This is a genomic window from Hyphomicrobium sp. MC8b, assembly GCF_905067615.1.
GTDB lineage: Bacteria > Pseudomonadota > Alphaproteobacteria > Rhizobiales > Hyphomicrobiaceae > Hyphomicrobium_B.
In genome coordinates this window covers 46,203-63,249 of record NZ_LR898465.1, presented here as the reverse complement: position 1 = coordinate 63,249, position 17,047 = coordinate 46,203, and the positions used below count along the sequence as shown (strand labels likewise).

At 60.2% G+C, this 17,047-nt stretch carries 17 protein-coding genes; 8 read left to right on the top strand and 9 right to left on the bottom strand.

Going from position 1 to position 17,047, the window contains the following annotated elements; translation table 11 throughout:
- Positions 1-72: 72 nt before the first annotated feature.
- Entirely contained in the window at positions 73-1,131 is a 1,059-nt protein-coding gene (locus ACLB1Z_RS00320; RefSeq protein ID WP_409561535.1) for a MaoC family dehydratase, read from the bottom strand.
- 147 nt (positions 1,132-1,278) lie between these two features.
- Positions 1,279-2,178: an HpcH/HpaI aldolase/citrate lyase family protein gene (locus ACLB1Z_RS00315; protein WP_013950193.1), complete on the bottom strand. Its 900-nt coding sequence runs from the start codon at positions 2,176-2,178 to the stop codon at positions 1,279-1,281.
- 159 nt (positions 2,179-2,337) lie between these two features.
- On the opposite strand from ACLB1Z_RS00315, the gene ACLB1Z_RS00310 reads away from it, so the two are divergent.
- The 3 genes from ACLB1Z_RS00310 (at position 2,338) to ACLB1Z_RS00300 (ending at position 5,081) form a co-directional block, all read left to right on the top strand.
- Positions 2,338-3,159: a PfkB family carbohydrate kinase gene (locus ACLB1Z_RS00310; RefSeq protein WP_409561534.1), complete on the top strand. Its 822-nt coding sequence runs from the start codon at positions 2,338-2,340 to the stop codon at positions 3,157-3,159.
- A 96-nt stretch (positions 3,160-3,255) separates the two neighbouring features.
- A complete protein-coding gene (gene nhaA, locus ACLB1Z_RS00305) occupies positions 3,256-4,443 on the top strand; it encodes a Na+/H+ antiporter NhaA (protein WP_409561533.1) in 1,188 nt (395 codons plus the stop codon).
- A complete protein-coding gene (locus ACLB1Z_RS00300) occupies positions 4,443-5,081 on the top strand; it encodes a carbonic anhydrase (protein ID WP_409561532.1) in 639 nt (212 codons plus the stop codon). The genes nhaA and ACLB1Z_RS00300 overlap by 1 nt, the downstream gene beginning before the upstream one ends.
- Before the next feature lie 31 nt (positions 5,082-5,112).
- On the opposite strand, the gene ACLB1Z_RS00295 is transcribed toward ACLB1Z_RS00300, so the two are convergent.
- From ACLB1Z_RS00295 to ccmA, 5 genes are all read right to left on the bottom strand, one after another.
- A complete protein-coding gene (locus tag ACLB1Z_RS00295) occupies positions 5,113-5,721 on the bottom strand; it encodes a DsbE family thiol:disulfide interchange protein (protein WP_409561531.1) in 609 nt (202 codons plus the stop codon).
- Positions 5,722-5,731: 10 nt separating this feature from the next.
- Positions 5,732-5,887, bottom strand: coding sequence for a heme exporter protein CcmD (ccmD, locus tag ACLB1Z_RS00290; protein ID WP_024274982.1), 156 nt, complete (start codon positions 5,885-5,887; stop codon positions 5,732-5,734).
- Positions 5,888-5,898: 11 nt separating this feature from the next.
- Entirely contained in the window at positions 5,899-6,651 is a 753-nt protein-coding gene (locus tag ACLB1Z_RS00285) for a heme ABC transporter permease (RefSeq protein WP_013950187.1), read from the bottom strand.
- Between the two features lie 62 nt (positions 6,652-6,713).
- Positions 6,714-7,379: a heme exporter protein CcmB gene (gene ccmB, locus ACLB1Z_RS00280; protein ID WP_024274981.1), complete on the bottom strand. Its 666-nt coding sequence runs from the start codon at positions 7,377-7,379 to the stop codon at positions 6,714-6,716.
- Positions 7,376-7,999, bottom strand: a complete 624-nt coding sequence (gene ccmA / locus ACLB1Z_RS00275; RefSeq protein ID WP_409561530.1) for a heme ABC exporter ATP-binding protein CcmA — start codon at positions 7,997-7,999, stop codon at positions 7,376-7,378. The genes ccmB and ccmA overlap by 4 nt, the downstream gene beginning before the upstream one ends.
- Before the next feature lie 227 nt (positions 8,000-8,226).
- Here ccmA and acnA point away from each other — a divergent pair, with 227 nt between their 5' ends.
- The 4 genes from acnA (at position 8,227) to ACLB1Z_RS00255 (ending at position 13,126) form a co-directional block, all read left to right on the top strand.
- Positions 8,227-10,941, top strand: coding sequence for an aconitate hydratase AcnA (gene acnA, locus ACLB1Z_RS00270; protein ID WP_409561529.1), 2,715 nt, complete (start codon positions 8,227-8,229; stop codon positions 10,939-10,941).
- A 130-nt stretch (positions 10,942-11,071) separates the two neighbouring features.
- Positions 11,072-11,431 carry a hypothetical protein gene (locus ACLB1Z_RS00265; RefSeq protein ID WP_409561528.1) on the top strand — a complete coding sequence of 120 codons (360 nt, stop codon included), beginning with the start codon at positions 11,072-11,074 and terminating at the stop codon, positions 11,429-11,431.
- Between the two features lie 85 nt (positions 11,432-11,516).
- On the top strand, positions 11,517-11,804 hold the full coding sequence (locus ACLB1Z_RS00260; protein WP_409561527.1) for a hypothetical protein: 288 nt from the start codon (positions 11,517-11,519) through the stop codon (positions 11,802-11,804).
- 560 nt (positions 11,805-12,364) lie between these two features.
- Positions 12,365-13,126, top strand: a complete 762-nt coding sequence (locus ACLB1Z_RS00255; protein ID WP_409561526.1) for a DUF1223 domain-containing protein — start codon at positions 12,365-12,367, stop codon at positions 13,124-13,126.
- Between the two features lie 47 nt (positions 13,127-13,173).
- Here ACLB1Z_RS00255 and ACLB1Z_RS00250 read toward each other — a convergent pair whose 3' ends face one another.
- Entirely contained in the window at positions 13,174-15,252 is a 2,079-nt protein-coding gene (locus ACLB1Z_RS00250) for a M3 family metallopeptidase (protein ID WP_409561525.1), read from the bottom strand.
- Positions 15,253-15,737: 485 nt separating this feature from the next.
- Here ACLB1Z_RS00250 and ACLB1Z_RS00245 point away from each other — a divergent pair, with 485 nt between their 5' ends.
- A complete protein-coding gene (locus ACLB1Z_RS00245; RefSeq protein WP_409561524.1) occupies positions 15,738-16,121 on the top strand; it encodes a DUF2794 domain-containing protein in 384 nt (127 codons plus the stop codon).
- A 131-nt stretch (positions 16,122-16,252) separates the two neighbouring features.
- Here ACLB1Z_RS00245 and ACLB1Z_RS00240 read toward each other — a convergent pair whose 3' ends face one another.
- Positions 16,253-17,014, bottom strand: a complete 762-nt coding sequence (locus tag ACLB1Z_RS00240) for a Bax inhibitor-1 family protein (RefSeq protein WP_409561523.1) — start codon at positions 17,012-17,014, stop codon at positions 16,253-16,255.
- Positions 17,015-17,047: the final 33 nt, after the last annotated feature.

The following is a 17,047-nucleotide window of genomic DNA, read 5'->3' as shown; positions in this document are numbered from 1 at the left end:
CCCCGCTTCCTGCCCGGAAGTCGCTAGCGCCAAGGCACAGGCGTCAGCCAGCTTTGCTGCCGCTGAATGCCCTTAGCGGGGAAGCACAAGCCACGTATCGAGATCGAGAACAACCCCTTCGGCGTACTCGCCCGTCGGAGTCTTGAGCGGCAGTGACGCGCAATCCTGATTTTTGACGCCGACGAGACGAACCCGAAGCGCGCCGACGTCCTTCCGTTCGGGAATCTCGGCTTTCTCCAGGATTTCCGACCACGCGTAGATCGTATCGCCGGCGAACGTCGGCGCCACGTGCCGGCCGCCATTGATGGCCGCCAAGTGGAAGGCATTGCCGAGCCCGTTGTAGGACAGCGCCCGCACCAGTGAAATGACAACGCCGCCATAGACGATCCGCTTGCCGAACCGGCCTTTGGATTCGGTGTGCTGATTGAAATGGACCTTCGCCGTATTCTGATAAAGCCGCGTCGCGATCTGATGCTCGGCTTCTTCCAGCGTCATGCCGTCGACATGATCGATCTTCTCGCCCGGCTCATAATCACCCCAGCGATGCGGCGAACCCGACAGCGCGAAATCATATTTGCTGACGTCGAGCGCCGGGACCGCCGACGCAAGAACTTCCGGATCGACACGCTCGGGAAGCTTCGGCACCACCGCTTCCGGCGCCGGCGACCCCTTGGAGCGCTTGCGCACCATCACCCAGCGGCAATATTCGAGGACGACTTCGCCATCCTGGTTGCGCCCCGTCGAACGCACGTAAACGGTGCCCGTCTCGCCGTTCGAATTTTCCTTCAGACCAATCACTTCCGACGTCGCCGACAGCGTATCGCCCGGATAGACAGGCTTCAGGAACCGGCAATCGGCATAGCCGAGATTGGCGATGGCGTTGAGAGAGATATCCGGCGTCGTCTTGCCGAACACGACATGAAACGTGAGCATATCGTCGAGCGGCGCTTTCGGATAGCCGATGGCCTTGGCGAACGTATCAGCCGACTGCACTGCAAAGCGCGAGCCGTAAAGCGAGGTGTAAAGCGCCACGTCGCCGTCGGTGACGGTGCGGGGTGTGGCGTGCGGGATGACTTGGCCGTAAGTGAAATCTTCGAAGAAGTTTCCTGCGTTCGTCTTGGTTCCGGCCATCATCCCCGCCTTATGATTCGGGAAGCCCTTACGCACGGGCTTCGGGTTTTGGTTCTTTTCAGGATGTCGGGATCAGACCGCAACCCTTTTTTGAAAGGTCGGGGACGCGATCAAGGGCCGCACGAAGCCCGTTGGAGGCGGCATTTACTAAAACCACGGCTCCTCGACTTTCGATCGCGCGTTGATGGCATCGGCAATCGCGGCGACACGCCTCGCCATCACGAGATGCAGCCGTTCGACCATGCGTCCCTCGACCGTAATCACCCCCTTGCGCGCATTCTCGGGCTCTTCGAAGGCTTTGATGATCTTATGCGCCCAGGCGATTTCCTCGATCGTCGGTGAAAAGACTTCGTTGCAGGGCACGACCTGCGACGGATGGATGAGCGTCTTGCCGTCCATGCCCAGCGTGCGGCCATGCTCGCATTCGGCGCGAAAACCGGATTCGTCCTTAAAATCGTTGTAGACGCCATCAATGACATCGAGCCCATAAGCCCGCGCGGCCACCAGCGTCATCGCCAGCCACGGCACGACGGCGAAACGGTTGCGGCTTGCGAGCGCACGGCTCTCCTTCAGGAGATCGTTCGTGCCCAGCACGAAGCAGACGAGCCGATTGTCCTGGTCGGGCGCACAGGCGGCAATTTCCTTGGCGTTGATGATCCCCATCGGCGTCTCGATCATCGCCCAGAGCCGAATGCGCGGATCGGCATCCGATGCTTTGATGACCTTCGCCGTACCGGTGATATCGCCGGAGTTCGAAACCTTTGGAATGAGAATGGCATCCGGAACGGCTGCCATGGCCCCGTGCAGATCGGCCATCCCCCACGGCGTTTCTATCGGATTGACCCTGAGGATCACTTCCCGCGAACCAAACCCCCCTTCGTGGATCGCAGCCGTTGCCTGCGCTCGCGCCTTTTCCTTGTTGGGAGGCGCGACCGAATCCTCAAGATCGATGATGATCGAATCCGCCGGCAGCGTTTTGGCTTTTTCCAGAGCCCGCTCGTTATCGCCGGGCAAATAGAGGACGCTGCGTCTGGGTCTCATGGCCATCGCATCGACTCCCGTAGAAAAATGCGTTGATTTTGCATCGCAGCATGCACGTTTGCAACATCGACCGCGACTAAACTTTCGAATAAATCGCAATTCCGAGCGCTGGCGTTGGCTTGTCCATCGCGCGGCAAAGGTCCAATCGCGAACTCTTCGGTCCCTATGCGCCGCATTCTCATGATCTCGTCGTATGTTGCGCATGATCCCGTTGGGCTGACCGCAACAAGCCCGCCCCTACTCGCCGCCGGCATCGATGTCGTCGGACTGCCGACGGTTGTGCTGTCGAACCATCCGATCCGCGCCCACATCGCCGGCATTACGCTCGATCCGAGACTTGTCGGAGACATGGTCCGCGCCCTCGCCGACAATGGCTGGCTGGCCTCGTTCGATGCGATTTTCTCCGGCTACCTACCATCGCTCCAGCACGTCGAAATCGTCGCTGAAGCCGTAATGCGTCTGCGCTCCGCAAAGCCCGAGATCACCTATATCTGCGATCCGATCTTCGGCGACGACCCCGGCGGCCTCTATATTGACGAACGATCCGCACACGGCATCCGCGATCTGCTCATGCCAATGGCCGACATCATGACGCCGAACCGCTTCGAGTTATCGTGGCTGTCCGGCAGCAATGTCCAATCGCCGGCCGATGCCGTCACCGCAATCGCCAATCTCAGCCGCCCCATCGTCGCGGGAACGTCAATTCCGGACGGGCCAACCTCGCTCGCTACCGTGCTGACGGCTGCGGACCGCACCTTCATCGGCCGCGTCGAGAAATGGGCCGACGTGCCGCATGGCACCGGCGACATCTTCGCAGGCTGCCTCACCGCCAAACTCATGCACGGCGAACCGCCTCAGACGGCGCTGGCTTACGCTCTCGGCGGCGTTCGCCGCGCGCTCGAAATCAGCCGCGGCACCGATCGCATGCTGCCGAATTTCGTCGATTGGCGGCACATCTCTCCTGTGTCCATCAAAGCTGCAGCGTGAGTGACATTCGCGCGCCACGCCCGCTTTGGGTTGCTGCGCATGGAATGAACCGGCATATCTGCCCAGGGATCATTTTTATGGAGGGACTCCGCAGATATGAAGCCAGAATCAAGTGCGGAAGGCATTAGCAGAGAAGTTCTTGCCAGCCTTGTTTTGCTTGCCGCCGCGCTCTTGGCGCTGTTCCTTGCCAATTCGCCTCTTCACAACGCCTATGAGCACATCTTAACGACCAAAGTTCAGCTCGGCGTCGCACCCTTCGCTCTCACAAAAGAAATCCATCACTGGATCAACGATGGCCTGATGGTCATTTTTTTTCTGGTCGTCGGTCTCGAAATCAAGCGTGAGGCCATTCGCGGCGCGCTCTCGAAACCCGCCGCCGCGATGCTGCCGATCGTCGGCGCAATTGGCGGCATGGCGGTACCAGCGCTGATCTATGCTTCGGTCAATTTCAATAACGCGGAGCACCTGCGCGGCTGGGCCATTCCGGCAGCAACCGACATCGCGTTTGCCGTCGGCGTGATGGCGCTGCTGGGCAAGCGCGTCCCACCGACGCTGAAGGTCTTCCTGCTCGCCCTCGCCATCATCGACGATCTCGGCGCCATTCTGATAATCGCATTTTTCTACACATACGAACTGTCGTTCACCGCATTGGGATTGGCCGCTGCCGGCGTCGCCGTGATGGCGGTCATGAACCGGCTCAACGTCATGCGGGTCTGGCCCTATCTGCTCGTCGGAGCCTTCGTTTGGCTCTGCGTGTTGCAGTCCGGCGTTCACGCAACCATTGCGGGTGTCGTCACGGCGCTGATGATCCCGCTCTCGAGCCCGAAGAAAGGGGTCGACGGTCCGCTCCCGGCGCTCGAGCACACATTGAGCCCTTGGGTCAGCTTTGGCATCATGCCGATCTTCGCTCTCGCCAACGCCGGATTGGCGGTTGGCGACCTGTCAATGAATGACATGCTGTCGCAAATCCCCGTCGGCATCGCGTTGGGTCTTTTCCTCGGCAAGCCACTCGGCATATACGGCGCAGTGCGCGCTGTGATTGCCAGCGGCCTCGGAGAAATGCCTCACGGAGCATCTCGGATGCAGCTCTTCGGGACCGCAATTCTCGGCGGCATTGGTTTCACGATGAGCTTGTTCATTGGCCTGCTGGCGTTCCCCGACCCCACGCTGACCGCGGAAGTGCGTCTCGGCGTTATGGCAGGGTCCCTGCTGGCAGCGGTGGTCGGCTACATCGTATTGGTCACGAGCAAGGGAGCCCCGCCGATGGCGGAGGAAAAACAATAATGAGCAGCTTTCCCGAAACTTTGGCGGACCGCTATCGCCGTTTCCGTCATCGCCATTTCGTTCCGAACGCCGACCATTACGAAGAACTCGCGACACACGGGCAAAGCCCCGAGACGATGATCGTCTCGTGCTCGGACAGCCGCGTCGATCCCGAGACGATCTTCTCGGCCATGCCCGGCGAACTATTCGTCGTCCGCAATGTCGCCAATCTTGTTCCGCCCTACGAAGTCAGCGGCAAATATCACGGCGTCAGCGCCGCGATGGAGTTTGCAGTGCTGAATTTGCGCGTGAAGAACATGATCGTCATGGGCCATTCTGGCTGCGGCGGCGTGAAGGCGGCGCTGGACCAGAACGCCGCAATCCAGACGGACGCGCATTTCATCTCGAAATGGATGTCGATGCTCGACGACGCCCGTCTCAGCGTTCTAGCTGCACATCAAAGCAGCTCAGCTAGCGTCCGTCAGGAAGCGCTCGAAAAAGAAGCCATCAAGCAGTCGATCGCTAATTTGCGTACCTTCCCGTTCGTGAAAGAGCAGGAAGACAAGGGCCGGTTGTCGCTGCACGGCGCGCATTTCGACATCAAGTCGGGAACGCTGACGGTTCTGAACCACTCGCGCGGTCAGTTCTTCGCACTTTGATGGCGTGGCCGCTCGGAGCCTTCTCGGCCTATCAGGATGATGGGCCTGCCGCTCCGGCGGCAGCTTCCACTTTCGCCTTGGCAATGATCGGCAGCAACTTCGTCTTGAGCGACTCCGGCGTGATCGGCCCAACGTGCTTGTAGATCACGTGGCCCTTGCCGTTGACGACGAACGTCTCAGGCGTTCCGTAGACGCCCCAGTCGATCGCAGCGCGCCCATCGGCATCGGTCCCGACTGCCGTGAACGGATTGCCGTAACGCCCCAGGAAACGCCGCGCCGCCGCGGCCTGGTCCTTGTAGTTGACGCCATAAATGTCGACGCCGGACTCTTCCTTGAGCTGCTCCAGCATCGGATGCTCATCGACGCACGGCACGCACCACGACGCCCAATAATTGACGACCGAGATCTTGCCCTTGGCAAGATCAGCCGAGGTAAATCCTGGTTCGGCCTTGCCCGCTGTCACTTCCAGTCCTTCGACGGCCGGAAACGTCGTCTGCGGCACCGGCTTGCCGACGAGCGTTGACGGCAGCAGCGACGGATCGCCGGACCTAAGTGCCATCGCGAAAAAACCCGCGATGACCACAAAAATCACGACCGGCAACAAGCGCAAATAATTGGATCGACCCTGGGCCACCGTCATCTCTCTCTATTCAGTGCGAGGAGCGGCGCTTGACGCCCTGGCGTTCCAGCGCGGCGAGTTCGGCGCGCTGCTTCCATCCATCAGCCAAAAGCCAAAGGATGAGCCCGATCACCGTCACCGTGACGACGGCATACGACAGCCAAATGAAAGCGGCGTGCGGTCCCATATTCATATCAATCACTCCGCTGCCTGAGGCGCGAGCCGATCCCGGCCCATGACCGCCTGTGTCCTGAGCGCCTTCACCCGGCGGCGAAGAATCTCGTTCCTCATCGCCTTCAGATGCATCGCGAAGAACATCAGCGTGAACGCTAGCGCCATCACCAGCAACGGCAGACGCATGCTGGGATCGACAGTCGATGTGAAGTCCGTCGACGGCTGATGCAGCGTATTCCACCAGTTGACCGAAAACTTGATGATCGGCAGCAGCGTCACGCCCACGAGCGCCAGGACGGCTGTCAGCTTGGCTGCAGCCCCTTCGTCTTCCAGCGCTGAACGCAGAGCAATCAAGCCGAGATAGAGAAAGAACAGCAGCAGCACCGACGTCAGTCGCGCATCCCAAACCCAGTAGGTGCCCCACATCGGCTTGCCCCAGAGCGAACCGGTCACCAGCGCCAGGAACGTGAAGGCCGCGCCGAGCGGCGCCGCGGCCTTCGCCGAAACGTCCGCCAGCGGATGACGAAACACGAGCAGGCCGAAACTCGACAGCGCAATCAGCCCGTAAATCATCATCGAGAGCCACGCGCACGGCACATGGATGTACATGATCCGGACCGTCTCGCCCTGCTGATAGTCAGGTGGCGAATCCAGAAATGCCAAATAAAGACCGTAAACCAATAGGATAGCCGAAGCGGCCGTCACCCACGGCAGCACGCGAGCGGAAAGCTCCATGAACCGTGTCGGATTGGCGAGGCGTTGCGTAAGCGTCTGCATGGGCGGGATTTAAGCCTTTAAACGATACGGCGCAATGAAGCCTGAGGTTACCATTTGGAGAATTACTGCAACTGGATCCGAAGCGCAGCAGCTGCCGCGACCGGCCCCAGCACGACCGTAACCAGCGACACCGCCGCCAGAATGAGAAACGACGCACTAAGCCCATCGGGTCCCGCGCTGGCACTGACGGCCGATATGCCGAAAATCAGCGTCGGCACATAGAACGGAAGCACAATCACGGCCAGAAGCAGGCCGCCGCGACGTGTCTTCATGGTCAATGCCGCCCCGATCGCCCCCAGAAAACTCACGGCCGGCGTCCCGATTAAGGTTGTTGCCACAAGAATAGGGTAAGAATTGAGGTCGAGATTGAGGAGGATGCCGAGCACCGGCGCCATGATCGCCAGCGGAATTCCCGTGGTGATCCAGTGGGCTAAAGCCTTTGCGGCGCTGACAAGCTCGAGCGGCAGCGGCCCCGTCGCCAGCACATCAAGGGTCCCGTCTTCGTAATCCGCCTCGAAAATACGATTGAGCGACAGCAACGCTGCCAGCAACAGCGCGATCCAGAGCACGCCCGCCGCAATCCGCGCCAGCAGATTGAGATCCGGCCCGAGCCCAAGCGGCATCAACGAGACGACCACGAGAAAAAAGCCCAGCGCTGTCCCGATAGCGCCACCCTCGCGGACTGCCAATCGCAAGTCCCGCTTGATGAGAGCCCAGAAACTCTTCACGCCGCCATCCTATGCGCCACGAGGTCGAGCGTCCGCGCCCGCTCCAGCGCCAAAGGCAAATGCGTGGCAATGACGGCAAGCCCGCCCTCGCGCGTATGCGCGTTCACCGCCGCCACTAGCCGCTCCGACGACGCCGCGTCGAGCGACGCAGTGGGCTCATCGAGCAGCCACAGCGGCCGGTGCGCAACAAGCAGCCGCGACAGCCCGAGCCGCCGCTTTTGTCCGGCCGAAAGATACGCGGCGGGAAATTCGCCAAGCTCTTCCAATCCGAAATGCTGAAGCGCAGCGTCGATCCGCTGCTGCGAATGATCGTTCGCTTCCAGATAGGCGTTCCAGAACGTCGCGTTCTCGATCACCGTCAAACTCGACTTCACCGAATTGGTGTGACCGATCGCATGCGCCTGCTCCGCGACCGACAGCTCCGGATCGCCGCCTTCGAGACGAACGGAACCGCGAAACGGCCGGATGAATCCGGCCAGCGTTCGCAGCAACGTCGTCTTGCCGATGCCGTTCGCGCCCGTCAGCACCAAGGCTTCGCCGTGCTTGACGTCGAACGACAACCCCTCGATGACACGCCGCGGCCCGCGGTCGATGGTCAAGTCTTCAGCAATAAGCTGCACAGTGATCGGATTCCATGATGCCGGATTGAGCAAAGGCGGGGCAATTTGGCCATCCGCACGATTGGGCTTTTCTTTTCGATATGCTTATATAAAAGGCACGTTGTATCCTTCGCTAGCGCAAAAGCGAGGGGGTCGCGCGGCCCAGTCCTATGTGCCGCGGGGCGTCCTCGATTCCGTCGGCACACCGGCGGCGCAGCCCTTCGTCTTAATCTTTCGGAGGCCTGACCTTGAGCGCCCTTACACCCATTTCCGACGACAGCTTCAAATGCAAGAAAACCCTCACCGTCGAGGGTAAGACTTACGTTTACTATTCCCTGCCCGATGCCGAGGCTAACGGCCTTAAAGGCATCTCGCGCCTTCCCTATTCCATGAAGGTTCTCCTCGAAAACCTCCTTCGTCACGAGGACAACCGCTCGGTCACCAAAGCCGACATCATGGCCATGGCCGAATGGCTCGATAACAAAGGCAAAACCGAGAAAGAAATCGGCTTCCGCCCAGCCCGCGTGCTGATGCAGGACTTCACTGGCGTGCCCGCCGTTGTCGATCTCGCCGCCATGCGCGACGGCATGACGAAGCTCGGTGGCGATCCGACGAAGATCAACCCGCTCGTGCCCGTCGATCTCGTGATCGACCATTCCGTCATCGTCGACGAGTTCGGCACACCGAAAGCCTTGTCCGACAACGTCGCGCTCGAATACGCCCGCAACGGCGAGCGCTATAACTTCCTGAAGTGGGGCCAGGGTGCGTTTCAGAACTTCCGCGTCGTCCCTCCCGGCACCGGCATCTGCCACCAGGTCAACCTCGAATACCTGTCGCAGACCGTCTGGACCAACGAGATGGCGGACGGTTCACTCGTCGCCTATCCGGACACGCTCGTCGGCACCGACAGCCACACGACGATGGTCAACGGCCTCGCTGTCCTCGGCTGGGGCGTCGGCGGCATCGAAGCCGAAGCGGCCATGCTCGGCCAGCCGCAGTCGATGCTCATTCCTGAGGTCATCGGCTTCCGTCTGACGGGCAAGCTGAAGGAGGGCGTCACCGCGACCGACCTCGTTCTGACCGTCACGCAGATGCTGCGCAAGAAGGGTGTCGTCGGCAAGTTCGTCGAGTTCTACGGCCCCGGCCTCGATAGTATGACGCTCGCCGACCGCGCGACGATCGCCAACATGGCACCGGAATACGGCGCAACGTGCGGCTTCTTCCCTGTCGATAAGGAAACGATCAACTACCTGACGATGTCGGGCCGCGACGCGCATCGCATCGCCCTTGTCGAAGCCTACGCCAAGGCGCAGGGCCTCTATCGCGAAACGGGCTCGGCCGATCCGGTCTTCACCGACACGCTCGAACTCGAGCTCGGCGATGTTGTGCCGTCGATGGCTGGCCCGAAGCGTCCCGAAGGCCGCATCGCGCTCACCGACATCAAGAGCGGTTTCGAAACCGCACTCGCGGGCGAATACAAGAAGCCCGACGAGCTTGCGAAACGTGCACCCGTCGAAGGCAAGGACTTCGACATCGGTCATGGCGACGTCGTCATCGCCGCCATCACGAGCTGCACGAACACGTCGAATCCCAGCGTGCTGATCGCCGCCGGTCTTCTTGCCCGTAACGCGGTGAATGCCGGACTGACGAGCAAGCCGTGGGTGAAAACATCCCTCGCACCGGGATCGCAGGTCGTCGCCGCTTACCTCGCGGATGCGGGCCTACAACCCTTCCTCGATCAGATCGGCTTCAACCTCGTCGGCTTCGGCTGCACCACCTGCATCGGAAACTCCGGCCCGTTGGCGCCTGAGATTTCGAAAGCCATCAACGGTAACGGTATCGTCGCCGCCGCCGTGCTGTCCGGCAATCGCAACTTCGAAGGCCGCGTCAGCCCCGACGTGCAGGCGAACTATCTGGCGTCGCCCCCGCTCGTCGTCGCTTACGCGCTCGCGGGTTCGGTCCAGAAGGATCTGACCAAAGAGCCGTTGGGCACGGGCAAAGACGGCAAGCCTGTCTTCCTGAAGGACATCTGGCCGACGACGCAGGAAATCCAGCAGTTCATCGCCGACAACATCACGCGCGCCATGTTCATGTCGCGCTACGCCGACGTCTTCAAAGGCGACAACAACTGGCAGGGCATCGCGACCAGCGGCGGCCTGACCTACGGCTGGAACGGCTCTTCGACGTACGTCCAGAACCCGCCCTACTTCCAGTCGATCGCGCGTGAAGCCAAGCCCGTGGGCGATATCGTCAACGCCCGCATCCTTGGTCTCTTCGGCGACAAGATCACGACCGACCACATCTCGCCTGCGGGCTCCATCAAGACCGCGAGCCCGGCCGGCAAATATCTACTCGACCACGGCGTGCAGCCGGTGGACTTCAACCAATACGGCACGCGCCGCGGCAATCATGAAGTGATGATGCGCGGCACCTTCGCCAACATCCGCATCAAGAACCACATGGTGAAGGACGCGAACGGCAACGTGAAGGAAGGCGGCCTGACGATCCATTATCCGTCGGGCATCGAAATGCCGATCTACGACGCCGCCATGCAGTACGAAGCCGAAGGCGTGCCGCTCGTCGTCTTCGCCGGCGTCGAATACGGCAACGGCTCCTCGCGCGACTGGGCGGCCAAAGGCACGAACCTGCTCGGCGTCCGCGCCGTCATCGCGCAGTCGTTCGAGCGCATCCATCGTTCGAACCTGGTCGGCATGGGTGTGGCGCCGTTCGTCTTCACCGAAGGCGCTTCGTGGGAATCGCTGGGCCTCAAGGGCGACGAGCGCGTGACCATTCCCGGTCTCGCCAGCGTCAAGCCGCGCGAGGTCGTAACGATCACCATCATCCGCGCCGACGGCTCGACGCTACCCGTGCCGGTGCTCTGCCGGATCGATACCCTTGACGAGATCGAGTACTTCAAGAACGGCGGCATCCTGCACTACGTGCTGCGCAACTTGGCGGCTTAATTAATTGGCCCCGGCGGCCGCCACGCAGAACGCGTGTCGCCGGGCCTAACTTAAAAATATCCGCCCCTCCCGATGCCGATAGGGCAAGAAAGTGATATTTTGAATCGGCGGGTTGTCGGAGGGGATCAATATGACGTCGCAGGTAGATGCCGTCATTCTGGCGCTACGCTCCGTGCTGGAAGACGCGGCTCGAAGCCATGACGTCTATTGGCAAACCAGGACAATCAATCGCTGGATCAACCAGCTTCCCGGCGCGTGGACCTGGAAATGGCGGCACCTAAAGCTTCGCGGCGACTCTCGCAAAGTTCCCCGCGCTGACGCCATCGTGCACCTGCGCGCGACGATCACCTACCTTGAAGCCAACCGGGACGGCATCCGGTCCCCATCGTTTCGCTGGCCGAAGCTGCGCAAGGAAAAGACGCTGCCGGCCGAGCCGCCGAAGCCTGAATACAGAATGGTGGAAGGGCCGACCTCAGATACGAGGCATTAGCGGTTGACCTATCGAACGACTGGTCGGCCTGATCAGAAGGAAAGGAACGGGTGTCACGCCCTGCCAAAAAAAGGCACAGAAAAGCATGACTGAGTTAGAGACCGAGCAATTATTCGCGGAGATCACTCCAGATCTTCACGCTCAACGACTGATGATAGAATTGATTTTTCAAATGTTCCTTACGTTGGGTAACGTCGAAAAAGAAACCGCCGTCCAAAGGCTAGACCTTCTTGCCAAGTCTCTTTCAAGCGATCTTTCCAAGGTAAGGATTGAAGCAACTGACCCTGTTTTACAGGACAATGCGGCTCATGCTTTGAACGTATCGCTTGATCGAATGTTCGATAATATTCGTGCTCGTATGCAAAAATCTTAGACACGTCACATCCGATTTGTGAAATTAACTCGCCCATCTTGAGATATTATTCCAGCGTCATTGCAGCCACTCCTATGGTTATCCGCGAGCTATTCCTTCGAGAAAGACGCCAACACAATGCCCAAACGCAAAGAACCCGAGCTAGACCCTAAAGAGCAGTTCCGGTTCTGAACTCGATCGGGCTACGGCCTTATCGTCTAAGATCACAAATGCCAAAGTATAGGTCGTCCGGGTCCGGCGCGTTCCGCGATTAGAAGCCCGGCACGACGCAGCGATCTGCCATCACAAGGGCACAAGTGCGGCCCTTTTTTGCAAGTCACAGTGGGCGACGCTCTCATCGGCTTGGTGAATTTGCTACGCAGTGCCGAAAATGTCTGCTCCCGTCTCCCCCCGGCGCAGATCGGTCGATCGCCGACGTAACGCTCCCCCGCCCTCCAGCGAATTCCTTAACGCTCACCCCTTCGTGACAAGGCTTTCGCGCCTTTCACTTTGGCCTGACGTTTGTGGGCGCTAAAGATAAACTTGGCGGCGGCCGTAGTGTCTGTGAGGCTTAACGATTGATGCGTTTTCGCAAATTCCTGCTGGCGGTCCTCGTCGTCGGTGCCAGCGCCCTTCCCGCTTCAGCCCAGGAAGTCCCCGTCGACCGGCCAGCAGACGAACCCGTCAAAGCCGTCGTCGAACTCTTCACGAGCCAGGGATGCTCATCCTGCCCGCCCGCCGACGAGGTGCTGAAGACGCTCGCCGACGATCCGTCGATCATCGCCCTGTCGCTTCCCGTCGACTACTGGAACTACCTCGGCTGGAAAGACACCTTCGCTTCACCGCGCAACACGGAACGACAGCGGAATTACGCCCGCGCCCGTGGCGACGGCCAGATCTACACCCCGCAGGCGGTCGTGAACGGCGAAATCCCTGTTAATGGCTCCTCAAAAGCCGCAATCGAGCAAGCTATCGACGAAACCTCCAAATCCGGAGGACCCCGCCAGGTTCCGGTCCGTTTTTGGCAGGAGCGCAACACCATGAACTTCGCGCTGGGCGCCGATGCGGCCGGCCATACCCCGCGCGAGGCGACCATCTGGCTCGGCGTCGTGCAGATGTCGGGTTCGGTGCCGGTCAAGGATGGCGAGAACGCCGGCAAGACGCTGACCTACACCAACGTCGTCCACGAACTTATTCCCGTCGGCATCTGGAAAGGCCAGCCGATGCAGGTGCAGCTGCCGCGCGCCGCCATGATGCAGGCCGACGTGCAGAAGGTCGTCGTGCTCGTGCAGGAGGGCCGCAGCGGCCCCATCATCGGCGCGACGATGGCGGGCCTCTGGTAGGTGCCCCGGCGGCCGGCTCCCCGAAGGGGAGTCGCCGGGGCCAATCATCAAGCCGCCAGCCCGCGCTTCTTCAGCAAACCGTCGATCTTCGGCGGCCGCCCGCGAAACGCCACGTATGCGTCATGCGGATCGCGCCGATTGCCCGCCGAGTAAATGAACTCGTGCAGCTTCTTCGCCGTCGCCGGATGAAACACGTTGCCCGTCTCTTCGAACGCCGCGAACGCATCCGCGTCCATCACTTCCGACCACAGATAGCTGTAATAGCCCGCTGCATAGCCCGACATGATGTGCATGAAGTGCGGCAGCCGGTGCCGCATCACGATCTCTTTGGGCATGTCGATACCGTTGAGCGCATCGCGTTCGAAACCCTCGATGTCGCCGATTTCCGACATGTCCGCGGAATAGAGCGCCATATCGACGAGTGCCGATGACGTATATTCGATTGTCGCAAATCCCTGATTGAAATTGCGCGCCGCCGTCAGCCGCTGGCGTAGAGACTTCGGCATCGGCTTGCCGGTCTTGTAGTGCAGCGCGTGCTTTTCGAGCACGTCCGCCGTCGACAGCCAATGCTCGTAAAGCTGCGACGGCAGCTCGACGAAATCGCGCGACACTGACGTTCCCGAGATCGACGGATACGTCACGTTGGACAGCAACCCGTGCAGCCCGTGCCCGAATTCGTGAAATAGCGTGCGCGCATCGTCGAACGACAGCAGCGGCGGCGTATCATCGCCGCCCTTCGTGAAATTCAAAACGTTGATGATGATCGGTGTCTGGCCCTTGCCGAGCTTGTGCTGCGAGCGGAACGACGACATCCAGGCGCCGGAACGCTTCGTTGGTCGGGCAAAATAATCGCCCATGAAAATGCCGACGTGCTGGCCTTTCTTGTCGAGCACCTCCCACACACGCACCTCGGGGTGATAGCGCGGCAGATCCTTGCGCTCCTTGAACTTCAATCCGAAGAGCTTCGTCGCCGTGTCGAAAGCAGCGCGGATCATGTTATCGAGTTCGAGATAGGGCTGCAGCTTCGACTCGTCGAAATCGTACTTCGCCTGGCGCACCTTTTCAGAATAGTAGCGCCAGTCCCACGGCATGATCTCGGAATTGTCGCCCGCGTTCTGCGCTTCCGCCGCCAGCAGATCGCGTTCGCCTTTGGCGCGCACGACGGCCTTCGCCCACACGGCGCGAAGAAGCTCATCGACGGCAACCGGCGTCTTCGCCATCGTGTCCTGCAGGCTGAATTCGGCATACGACTTGAAGCCCATCAGCCGCGCATATTCACCACGCAAGGCGACCGCTTCGGCAACGATCTGCCGGTTGTCGGTCTCGCCCTCGCGTGCGCCGCGGCTGATCCAGGCGTTGAACGCCTGCTCCCGCAAATCTCTGCGGGCAGAGTACGTCAGGAACCCTTCGACACTCGACCGCGCCAGCGTCACGATGGCCTTGCCCGGAAGACCCACATCGGCCGCCGCCCGTTCCGCACTGTCCTTGAGCGTTTGAGGCAGTCCGGCGAGATCGTTCTCGCCATCGAGCACGAGCTGCCAGGATTGCTCGTCTTTCAAGACGTTCTGCATGAACTGCGTGACGAGCGTCGCAAGGCGCGCGTTGATCTCTTTCACGCGTGATTTATCTGCCGACGACAGCCGTGCGCCCGCGCGAACGAATTCCAGATGGTGGCGTTCGAGCACGCGCAGGTCTTCATCATTGAGCTTCAGCGCATCGCGGCGCTCGTAAAGATCGTCGACACGCTTGAAGAGGCGCTTATCAAGCAGGATCTGCGTTTCATGCGCTGCAAAACGAGGCGCCATATCGCGCGCGACTTCCTGCAATTCCGGCGTCGAATCCGAGCCTTCGAGATTCCAGAAAACCGACGCGACGCGGGACAACTGCCAGCCGCTCTTTTCAAGAGCGATGATCGTATTGGCGAACGTCGGCTTTGCCGGATTGCGTGCGATCTTTTCGATTTCCGCTTTGTGCTCGCGAAACGCCGCTTCGAGCGCCGGTTTGAAATGGCGCGCCTCAATTTTCTCGAATGGCGGCATGGCGAATTCGCCGTTCCATTTCATCATCAATGGATTGGCGGTGGCTTTTGGGCGCGGCTTCGATGCCGCCTTACGCTTTGCTATCATTGAGATCGAATATCCGAGTTTCCCCCACTCTGTAACTTTATATACGCACAAAATACCGTTTGTGCTCAAATGAAACCCTTGCAATGCGGCAACGCCGACAGGACCGGCGCGGTGGCACCGGTCCTGTCGAACACGACGTCGAGGGAGAGGGTTCGTTTTGGATGGGGACCAAAACGCAGAAGGGAGCGTTGCCTGAGAGTCCTATCTCGAAACTATGGCCCCGGGGGGCTGGGGGGCTATATATCCAGAGCCGGTCCTTTGAAATCGGACCCAAAGGCAACGGTTATCTCTATCGCGTTTTAATACGGCGGATTGGGGCCGCGCCTGAGTCGCGATTTTGTCAGGGTCAGGGTATTTCCGTGCTTTGTCCCCAAAGTTGTTCATCTCGTTCATTTGGCCGAAGAACCGCAAGTTTTTTGACGTCTCTCTTGCATTCGCTGTCCGTTAGCGCGATCCTTCGTCATTCAACGATTGGACGGCGCCGTTTGAGCGAGACAACCGACCCGATAGTTTTCCGCCCGCGCTCAGCGGGCACGCCTGGATCGTCCGATCAGCATTCGGAGCCAGGCCGTCGAACCACATTCGATCGCTACGAACTCACAGCCATTCTCGATCTCTACGGCCGCAAAGTCGCCTCGGGCGCTTGGCGCGACTACGCCATCGACCTGCTACGCGACAAGGCCGTCTTCTCCGTCTATCGCAAGGCCAGCGAATACGCACTCTATCGCATCGAGAAGGATCTGCGCCTGGCGCGCAAACAGGGCGCCTACAGCGTCATCGCGGCCGGAGGTCTCATCATGAAGCGCGGCCATGACCTGAAGCGCGTGCTGAGCGTCCTCGAAGACCGCCCCGACGTCGTGAGATTTTAAAGCTCTTCCTCCGCTTCCGGCCGGCTCTCGGAACGAGAGTCGGAAGCGGAAAACAAAAGAGCGCCGACAAAAAATACGCAAACAAAAAAGGCCCCGGATTCCGGGGCCTTTCTCAATTTGATTTCTCGCTCTTAGTTGCGATTCGCCATTCCCAACAGGTTCAGGATGTGAATGAAGAGCGTGATGAACGAGCCGTAAAGCATGAAGGCGCCGAAGATCGACGACCGCTTCAGCTGCTCTTCGCCACCATACTGGGCATTCTCGATGTACATCGACTTGATCGCCTGCGTTTCAAACGCCGTGATGACCGAGAAGAGCAGCACGACGACGGCCGAGATACCCATGCTGACCGTCTTGCTGGTGCCGGGATCGGTGATGAAGAAGAAGCTGCCGAGCATGACGACGATCAGGCCGATCGACGCCATCGACAGGAAACCGCTCCAGCCGGTCATGTCCTTCTTCGTGGTGTAGCCGATGAGGCTCGTGACCGCGAACATCGCGGCGGCGATGAAGAAAGCCTGACCGACGAGGCCAGCCATGCCGGTCGAAACGTAAAGCGAAATCATCGGAGCGATCAAAGCGCCCCAGGCCGCGCAGTAGAGCCAATAAGCGCCGTGGGCGACGACGTTACTGCCGCCGAAGAAAAGACGCGGTGCAAACCAGCCAAGACCCATGACGGCGGCAAACAGAACCCATTTCATCGGGCCCAGCGCAATCGCTGCCATGACCTGCGGGTTGGCCATAAGAAGCATGACAACGGCCGCCGTACCGGCAACACCGAGTGCCATGTAGTTGTAGGTGCCGAGCATGAACGAGCGCAGCCCCTGGTCGATCGCGCCAGATGTCCGCGCGCTGCCGTACGGGCTATTTGGTCGCGAAAAAACTTCAGCCATGGTCCTCGAATCCTCGTGTTATCCGGCGAACTG